1 protein-coding gene is annotated in these 10,094 nt (G+C 70.9%); it reads right to left on the bottom strand.

The annotated features are described in order from the left end of the window. A complete protein-coding gene (locus SH922_RS37025; protein ID WP_393063799.1) occupies positions 1-10,059 on the bottom strand; it encodes an SDR family NAD(P)-dependent oxidoreductase in 10,059 nt (3,352 codons plus the stop codon). Positions 10,060-10,094: the final 35 nt, after the last annotated feature.

Here is a 10,094-nt window from a genome sequence, read left to right as displayed (position 1 = left end):
TCAGTTGGCGTTCAGGCCGAATTCCTTGTCGATGAAGTCGAAGATCTCCTCGGCCGAGGAGCCGTCGATCTCATCCACCACGTCGGTCATTCCCTCGCCCGCTGCCGCCTCGTTCCACAGCGGCAGCGCCAGCAGGCTCTTCAGCCGGGCCCTGGCCTGGTCGCGGGCCATGGTGTCGAGGGCCGCTATCCGCAGGACGGAGCCGAGCCTGTCGATCTCCTGAAAGACCAGGTCGTCGGCGGACAGCCCGGAGCCGACGAGTTCATCGCGCAGGTACGTGGTCAGCGCCTGCGGTGTCGGGTAGTCGAAGACGAGGGTCGCGGGCAGGCGTCGTCCGACCGACGCGTTGAGCCGGTTGCGGAGCTCGACCGCGGTGAGGGAGTCGAATCCGAGTTCCTTGAAGGCGCGTTCCGCGTCGACCTTCTGCCCGGCGGAGTGGCCGAGGACCGTGCTGACGTGGGTGCGTACGAGGTCGAGGATCTCGGCCTCCTGTTGCGCCGGGGTCATGGTGGTGAGCCGCTGGACCAGTGACGAGGCGGTGGCGGCCGGGTCGGCGCCCGCCGTACCGCGCCGTGGTGTGCGGCGGACGAGGCCGTGGAAGAGGGTGGGCAAGGTGTCTCCCTGCCGCCGCAGCGCCTTGATGTCCAGCCGCATCGGCAGGAGCCACGGGGTACGCAGGGTGAGGGCCGTGTCGAACAGGGCCAGGGCTTCGTCGGCGCCGAGTGCGGCCATACCGGCCCGGGCCATCCGCTGATGGTCGGCGTCGCTGAGGTGGGCGGTGATGCCGCTGGCCTGTCCCCACAGGCCCCAGGACAGGGTGAGTGCGGGCAGGCCTGCCGTGTGGCGGTGCTGGGCGAGGGCGTCGAGGAAGGCGTTGGCTGCGGCGTAGTTGCCCTGGCCGGCACCGCCGAGAGTGGCGGCGGCGGACGAGAAGAGGACGAAGGCCGCCAGGCCCGTGTCGCGAGTGAGTTCGTGCAGGTGCCAGGCGGCGTCCACCTTGGGCCTCAGGACGTCGGCGGTCCGCTGGGGGGTCAGGGCCGGGATGACGCCGTCGTCGGCCACGCCGGCGGTGTGCACGACGGCGGTGAGCGGGTGCTCGGCGCGGATCGAGGCCAGCACCTCGGCGACCGCCGCGCGGTCGGCCATGTCGCAGGCGGCGATGGTCACGGTGGCACCAAGCTGTGCCAGTTCTGCCGCGAGTTCGGCTGCTCCGGGTGCCTGGTCGCCGCGCCGGCTCGTGAGCAGCAGGTGCTTGACGTGGTGGTGCCTGACCAGCCGGTCGGCGAGCATGCCGCCCAGGACGCCGGTGCCGCCGGTGATGAGGACCGTGCCGTCGGGGTCGAGGGGTGTGCCGGGGTCGTCCTCGGTGACGGGGACACGGGTCAGCCTGGGTACCCGGACCGACCCGCCTACGATGGCGCTCTGCGGCTCGCCGGTGGCGACGGCTTCGGTGAGCGGATTCCAGAGGCCGGTGTCCGCGCCGATGTCGACCAGGACGATCCGGCCCGGGTTCTCGGTCTGCGCGGACTTGAGCAGGCCCCAGGCCGCGGCGGCGGCGAGTTCGTCCGGATCGTCGCCGCCGTCGGCGAGGGAACCGCCTTCGGTGGCGAGGACCAGCCGGCCGCTCTCGAACCTCTCGTCGGCGAGCCAGTCCTGGGCGACGGCGAGGGCGCGCAGCACCTCCGTGTGGGTGGTGCCGACCGTTCCGGCGGCCCGGCCCGTGCGGTCGAGTGGCAGCACGACGGCATCAGGTGCCGATTGTCCGCCGTCGACGGCCTGCCGTAGGGCATCCAGACTGTCGTAAACCGGCACGCCCTGCTCGGGCCGGAGCCGGTCGACGGCCTTCAGGCCGTTCGCGACGACCGCCCAGGAAGCGGGCGCGTCGGCCGTGACGGTCGCCTGGGACGGTACCCAGGCGACTTGGAAGAGCCCTTCGTGGTGGGCGGGTGTGCGGGTGCCGCGCAGGGCGTCGGTGGATACCGGCCGCCAGGACAGCGCGTCGGCGCTCGCCACGGGGGCGCCCGCACCGTCGGCGACGACGAGCGAGGCGGTGTCGGCACCTGTCACGGAGAAGTGCACCCGCAGCACCGCCGCCCCGGTGGCATGCAGGCTCACCCCGTTCCAGGAGAACGGGAGGACGGGGTCCGCGTCCGTGCCGAGCGTGGACAGCATGACGGCGTGCAGGGCCGCGTCCAGGAGCGCGGGGTGCAGGGCGAAGTCACCAGCCGTGGTGCTTACGTCGTCGGGGAGCGCGACCTCGGCGAAGACGTCGTCGCCGCGTCGCCAGGCCCGGCGCAGCCCCTGGAACGCCGGGCCGTATTCGTAGCCGTGGCCCAGCAGCGTGTCGTACGCGCCGGTGACGTCCACTTCCTCGGCGTCGGCGGGCGGCCAGTCGGTGAGGCCGGTCGGGACGGGGTGTCCGCCGGTGACCAGGGCTCCGCCCGCGTTACGTGTCCACGCGCGTTCGTCGTCCTCGCCAGGGGCGCCGTGGTCGGGCCGGGAGTGGACCGCCAGTTCCCGTGCGCCGTCCGCATCAGGCGCGCCGACGGCGACCTGCAACTGGACGGCTCCGTCTGCCGGCAGGATCACCGGCGCCTCCAGGATCAGTTCCTCGAAGCGGTCCGCGCCGACCTGGTCACCGGCCCTGATCGCGAGCTCGACGAAGGCCGTGCCGGGGAGCAGTACCGTGCCCTCCACCGCGTGGTCGGCGAGCCAGGGGTGCGAGCGCAGCGAGATCCGTGAGGTGAGGATCGCGCCGCCGTCACCGGCCAGTTCCACCGCGGTGCTCAGCAGCGGGTGGTCGACCGGCTCAAGTCCGGCGGTGGTCACGTCGGTGACGGCGTCGGTGCCCGGCTGATGCCAGTGGCGCTCGTGCTGGAAGGCGTACGTGGGCAGGTCGGACCGGCGCGCGCCGGTCCCGGCGAACAACGCGCTCCAGTCGACGGGGACGCCGTGGACGTGGAGTTGGGCGGCCGAGAGGAGGAAGCGGTCGAGTCCGCCCTCGTCCCGGCGCAGGGTGCCGGTGCTGACCGCGTGCGTGCCGGTGTCCTCGCAGGTCTCCTGGATGCCCAGGGTCAGCACCGGATGCGGACTCGCCTCCACGAAGACGGTATGGCCGTCGGCGAGCAGAGCTCGCGTCGCGTCCTCGAACCGCACCGTCTGCCGCAGATTCCGATACCAGTACGCCGCGTCGAGTGTGGTCGTGTCGACCGGTCCGCCGGTCACCGCGGAGTAGAAGGCGACATCACTGCTCAGAGGCGTGATAGGGGCCAGCAGATCCAGGAGCTCATCCTCGATGGCTTCCACATGTACCGAGTGGGAGGCGTAATCCACCGGGAGACGCTTGGCCCGCACACCCCTGGCCGCCAAATCCGCCAGCAGTTCATCGAGCGCCTGCCCATCACCGGAGACAACCGTCGAGGACGGGCCGTTCACCACCGCAACGGACAACGCCGACCCCCACCGCCCCAACAACTCACCGACCTCCACAGCCGGCAAAGCCACCGACGCCATACCCCCAAGCCCCGACAACACCAAAATCGCCCGGCTCCGCAACACCACCACCCGAGCCGCATCCTCCAACGACAACGCACCCGCCACACACGCCGCCGCGATCTCACCCTGCGAATGACCCACCACAGCCGCCGGCACCACACCCACCGAAGCCCACAACGCCGACAACGACACCATCACCGCAAACAACACCGGCTGCACCACATCCACCCGCTCCAACAACGGAGCACCCTCCACACCCCGCACCACATCCAACAACGACCAACCCGTCAACGCATCCAACACCTCAGCACACTCCACCAACCGAGCAGCAAACACCGGCGACGACCCCAACAAACCCGCCGCCATCCCCACCCACTGCCCACCCTGACCAGGAAAAACAAACACCACCCGACCAGATGAACCCTGAAGCGAACCCTGAACCGTCCCCACCGCCGAAACGCCAGCCGCCAGAGCCTCCAGACCAGCCGCCAAATCGACCGCGCCAGACCCCACGACCACCGCCCGGTGATCGAAAGCAGCCCGCGTCGTCAGCAGCGACCAGCCGACGTCGAGCGGGGACACGTCGATACCGGACCGCAGGTGGGCCAGCAGGCGGCGGGCCTGGTCCGCGACGGCGGACTCCGTACGGGCGGAGAGCAGCCAGGGGAGAGCTGCGGGCGTCGCGGTGGTACCCGGTACGTCAGGGCTGGGAGCGGGGCCGGGGGCCGGGGCCTCCTCCACGATGAGGTGGGCGTTCGTGCCGCTGGCCCCGAAGGACGACACGGCGGCGCGGCGCGGGGCGGCGCCCTCCGGCCAGGACTGGGCCTCGGCCAGCAGCCGTACGGCGCCGGTCGACCAGTCGACCTGAGGCGTGGGCTCCTCGACGTGCAGAGTCCTGGGGAGGAGCCCGTTACGCAGCGCCATCACCATCTTGATGACCCCGCCCACCCCGGCGGCCGCCTGGCTGTGGCCGATGTTCGACTTCAGCGACCCCAGCCACAACGGCCGGTCCACAGGGCGCTCTTGTCCGTAGGTGGCCAGCAGCGCCTGCGCCTCGATCGGGTCGCCGAGCTGCGTGCCTGTGCCGTGCGCCTCGACGGCGTCGATGTCGTTCGTCGCCAGCCCTGCGTTCGCCAGCGCCTGCCGGATGACGCGCTGCTGGGAGGGGCCGCTGGGGGCAGTGAGGCCGTTGGACGCGCCGTCCTGGTTGACGGCGGAGCCCCGGATGACGGCGAGCACCTGGTGGCCGTTACGGCGGGCGTCCGACAGCCGCTCCACCAGCAGCACCCCGACACCCTCTGCCCAGCCCGTACCGTCCGCGTCCGCCGAGAACGCCTTGCACCGGCCGTCCGCCGACAGCGCGCGCAGCCTGCTGAACTCGATGAACGTGTTCGGCGTGGTCATCGCCACGACGCCGCCGGCCAGCGCGAGCGAGCACTCACCGGCGCGCAGCGCCTGCGCCGCCAGGTGCAGGGCGACCAGCGAAGACGAGCACGCGGTGTCCACCGTCACCGCCGGCCCCTCCAGGCCGAAGGTGTACGAGAGGCGGCCGGAGATCACGCTCGCGGCGTTGCCTGTCATCAGGTATCCGTCGAAGTCCTCTGGCCGGCCTGGCAACAGGTCCGGGTAGTCCTGGCCGTTCGACCCCATGAAGACGCCGGTGCGGCTGCCGCGCAGGGTCTCCGGATCGACACCGGCCCTCTCGAACGCCTCCCAGGAGGTCTCCAGCAGCAGCCGCTGCTGCGGGTCGAGCGCCGACACCTCGCGGGGCGAGATCCCGAAGAAGTCCGGGTCGAAGAGCGGCAGGTCGTGCAGGAAGCCGCCTTCGCGGGTGTAGCTGCGGCCCGGCAGACCGGGTTCGGGGTCGTAGAGCCGCTCCAGGTCCCAGCCCCGGTCCTCGGGGAAGGTCGACACCGCGTCCCCGCCTGCCTCGACCAGCCGCCAGAGGTCGTCGGGCGACGTGACCCCGCCGGGATAGCGGCACGCCATGCCGACGATGGCGATCGGCTCGTCCGGCGCTGCGGTCGGTACGGGTCCGCGTTCGTCGGCGTCGGACACGGGCGCGAGCAGGTGGCCTGCCAGCGCCGTCGGCGTCGGGAAGTCGAAAACCAGGGTGGAGGGCAGTTCGAGTCCGGTGACGGTCTGGAGCCGGTTGCGCAGTTCGACGGCGGCGAGCGAATCGAAACCGAGGTCCTTGAACGCGCGCCCGCCCGCCACGGATTCGGCCGAGCTGTGTCCGAGCACCGCCGCCGCCTCCCGCCGGACGAGGGCGAGTACGGCCGGACCGCGGTCCTCCTCCGGCAGCTCGGCGATCGTGCGGCGCCAGGGCTGCGCTCCGTCGCCGGACAGGACGGACCGGTTCTCGTCCGCCGCCGGGACGGTTTCCGGGAGTCCGTCGAGCATCGGGCGCCTGCGGGTGGCGGTGAACTCCGGTACGAAGTCAGACCAGTTGACGTTCGCGACAACCGGGGCCGGGTGATCCTCCCCCATCACCTGGCCCAGCGCGTTAAGTGCCGAAGCGGGCCGCAGCAGCCCGATGCCGCTGCCGTGGGTACGGACCCGGTCCGCGGTCCCGGACTCGGTGGTCTCGTCGTCCCACGGGCCCCAGGCGACGGACACTGCGGGGAGCCCGCGTTCACGGCGCCGCCATGCCAGTGCGTCCATCACGGCGTCGCCCATACCGTGCCCGCCGAGCCCGGGGGACCCGAGCACTCCGACGAGCGAGGAGAAGAGGACGAATCGCGTGTCCGGGTCATCGATGAGGGCGTCGAGGTGTGTCGCCCCCGCGACCCGTCCGGCCAGCACCGCTTCCAGGGTGGCCGGATCGGCCCCGTCGAGGCTGCCGAGGTCGTCGGTGCCCACGGCGTGCAGGACCGCTTCGATGCGGCCACCGTCGGCCGTGAGTCCGGCGAGCAGGCGGGACAGCGCGTCCCGGTCCGTGACATCGCAGGCAGCGAAGGTCGTCCGTACCGCGACCTTGCCCAACGCCTCTATTTCGGACTGCAGTTCGGCAGCTCCAGGGGCCTCGTCGCCGCGCCGGCCGACCAGCACCAGGTGTTCGGCGCCGTTCCTGGCCGCCCACACAGCCGCCTGCCTGCCCAGCGTTCCGGTGCCGCCGGTGATCAGCACCGTGCCGGAGGGCCGCCATGGCGTCACGGGCGGAGCACTCGGAACGGTGACATCGGGCACCCGCACCAGCCGCCGCGCCCATTTGCCGGTCGCGCGGATCGCGACCTCGTCCTCACCTGATCCGTCGCCCGAACCGTCACCCAGAACTGCGCTCAACTGCGCGGCGGTGTCGGTCGATACGCTCACCGGCAGGTCGATCAGACCGCCCCAACGAGCTGGGCCCTCCACGGCCGCGACCCGGCCCATCCCCCAGAGCATCGCCTGAGGGACGTCCGGCAGGCGGCTGTCACTCTCCGCCTTCAGCCGTTCGTCCAAGGCGCTGTCAGCGACCGCGCCGCTTGTGACGCACCACAGCCGGCCGCCCACACCCGCGTCCGGCAACGCCTGCCAGAGCGCAAGGGCGCCTGTCACGGACGAGGGCACGCTGGGCGTTCTCGCCGGCACCTCATCCGGGTGCAGGCCGAGCAGGGACAGCACCCCGGCGACGGGCTGCCCGTCGGCCTCCTCGCGCAAGCGGTCCGCGAGCGCCTCACGGCCGTCGCCCTTCGATATGACGATCTGTCGTACGTCGGCGCCTCGACCGCGCAACGCTTCCTCGACGTTCGCTCCCCAGCCACTGCCGCCGAAGGTCGACTTCGCATCGGAAACGAGCAGCCAACGGCCCTGGAGGGCCCGCATCGGGCTCTCCTCGACACGGGCCCACTCGACCCGGTACTGCAGACCGCTCCCCTGCCGCCGCCATGAGGGTGTGTCGGAGCCGTGCGAGGTCAGCCAGAAACGCTCGCGTTGGAAGGCGTAGGTGGGGAGTTCGACGGTCCTGGCGCCGGTGTCGGTGAAGAGTGCGGACCAGTCGACGGACTGTCCCTGCACGAAGAGGGACGCGAGAGCGGACACAGCGGTACGGGGCTCGTCACGGCCGGACCGCAGCATGGGCACGCAACCGGGAACCAGAGCCGACAGCACCCCATCCGGCCCCAGTTCGGTGAAAGCGGTCACGCCCTCAGCACGCATCACATCGGCAACGTCCGCGAACCGGACGGGCTCACGGACATGCCGCACCCAGAACTCGGGATCACACAGCTCACCTGCGGTGGCGAGGCGGCCAGTGAGAGCGGAGATCACCGGAAGCGTGGGCTCATTGAACTCAACCGTATCCAGGACGGCCCGGAACTCATCCAGCATCGGGTCCATCAGAAGCGAGTGGAACGCATGACTGACCACCAGCCGCTTCGTCTTACGACCCCACCCGGCCACGGACTCGGACACCGCAACAACCGCAGCCTCCACACCCGAAACCACCACCGCCTCAGGCCCGTTCACAGCCGCAATACCCACACCCACCGAACCGTCCAGCAGCCCAAGCACCTCGCCCTCCGACGCCTGCAGAGCCACCATCGCCCCACCCGACGGCAACGCACCCATCAACCGGCCCCGAGCAGCAACCACCCGCACCGCATCCGACAAAGACCACACACCCGCCACATACGCAGCAGCGAGCTCACCGATCGAATGCCCCGCAACAAGCTCCGGACGCACACCCCACGACTCCGCCAGCGCGAACAGCGCCACCTCCACCGCGAACAACGCAGGCTGCGCCCACTCCGTACGATCCAACACCCCCGCAGGACCCTCGAACATCACCTCACGCAACGACCCACCCGACAACTCATCAAACGCCCCACACACCTCATCCAACACATCAGCAAACACCGGGAACGCCTCATACAACCCCCGCCCCATCCCCACACGCTGCGCACCCTGACCCGTGAACAACACACCCACACCACCGGCCGGCCCGGAAGCACCTTCATCGGCTATCACCGACGCCGAAGGCTCCCCGGCCGCCAGCCCCGCCAGGCCCCCCAGCAGCTCCTCACGCCCACCACCGACCACAACCGCCCGGTGCTCGAACACCGAACGCGTACCCACCAACGACGCACCCACATCCACCACCGACAACCCCGGATCACCCTCGACCCGCGCCAGCAACCGCCCGGCCTGCGCCCGTAGCCCGTCCGTAGACCGTCCCGACACCACCCACGGCACCACCGCAACCGGCACCACCGGGCCCTCGTCCGACGGCGACGGCAACGCCGGAGCCTCCTCCAGAATCACGTGCGCATTCGTCCCACTCGCCCCGAACGCCGAGACTCCGGCCCTCCGCAGGCCGTCCCCGCCCGGCCGGGCCTCCCAGGGCCGCGCCTCGGTCAACAGCTCCACGCCACCCGAGGACCAGTCCACCTCCGGCGTGGGTTCTTCCGCGTGCAGGGTCTGCGGCAGGGAGCGATGCTGCAACGCCATGACCATCTTGATCACGCCCGCCACCCCGGCGGCAGCCTGGGCGTGACCGATGTTCGACTTCAACGACCCCAACCACAGCGGGCGTTCGGCCGGACGGTCCTGCCCGTACGTGGCCAGCAGCGCCTGCGCCTCGATCGGATCACCGAGCCGCGTCCCCGTACCATGCGCCTCCACGGCGTCCACGTCCGCGGCGGACAAGCCCGCACTCGCCAACGCCTGCCGGATAACCCGCTGTTGAGAGGGACCATTCGGCGCTGTCAGCCCGTTCGACGCACCGTCCTGATTCACCGCCGAACCCCGCACCACCGCCAGTACGCGATGGCCCTGGCGGCGCGCGTCCGACAGTCGCTCCACGAGCAGCACGCCGGCACCTTCCGCCCAACCCGTACCGTCCGCGTCCGCGGAGAACGCCTTGCAACGGCCGTCGGGCGACAGTCCACGCTGCCTGCTGAACTCCAGGAACTCCCCCGGCGCCGACATCACCGACACCGCGCCGACCAGCGCCATGGAGCACTCGCCGGAGCGCAGGGACTGGGCCGCCAGGTGCAAGGCGACCAAAGAGGACGAGCAGGCGGTGTCGAGCGTCATCGCGGGGCCTTCGAGGCCCAGGGTGTAGGCGATGCGGCCCGAGAGGAAGCTGGCGATGTTGCCGGTGAGCAGGTAGCCCTCGAAGCCCTCGGGGGCCTGGTGCATCGCCAGGTAGTCCTGGTTGGTGAAGCCGGCGAAGATGCCGGTCTTCGTCTCGCGCAGGGCATGTGGATCGATGCCCGCGCGTTCGACGGCTTCCCAGCACGTCTCGAGCAGGAGCCGCTGCTGCGGGTCCATGGCCAGAGCCTCGCGCGGGGAGATACCGAAGAAGCCGGGGTCGAACTCGGCCGCGTCGTAGAGGAAGCCGCCCTCACGGGTGTAGCTCTTGCCCGTGTGCTCCGGGTCGGGGTCGTACAGTGCGTCCACGTCCCAGCCACGGTCAGTGGGGAACCCGCCGATGGCGTCGGTGCCGTCGGCCAGCAGCCGCCACAGCTTCTCCGGGGTGTCGGCACCACCGGGGTATCGGCAGGCCATCCCGACGATGGCGATCGGTGCTTCGGTTTCGAGGGAGCGCACGCGCTGCCGCAGGCGCTCGTTCTCCTTCACCGACGTGCGCAGCGCCGCAACGATCTCTTCGGTTG

Origin of the sequence: Streptomyces sp. LN549 (assembly GCF_043203805.1) — a bacterium.
GTDB lineage: Bacteria > Actinomycetota > Actinomycetes > Streptomycetales > Streptomycetaceae > Streptomyces.
The sequence above is the reverse complement of the archived record's forward strand: the minus strand, read 5'-3'. Positions and strand labels throughout refer to the sequence as shown.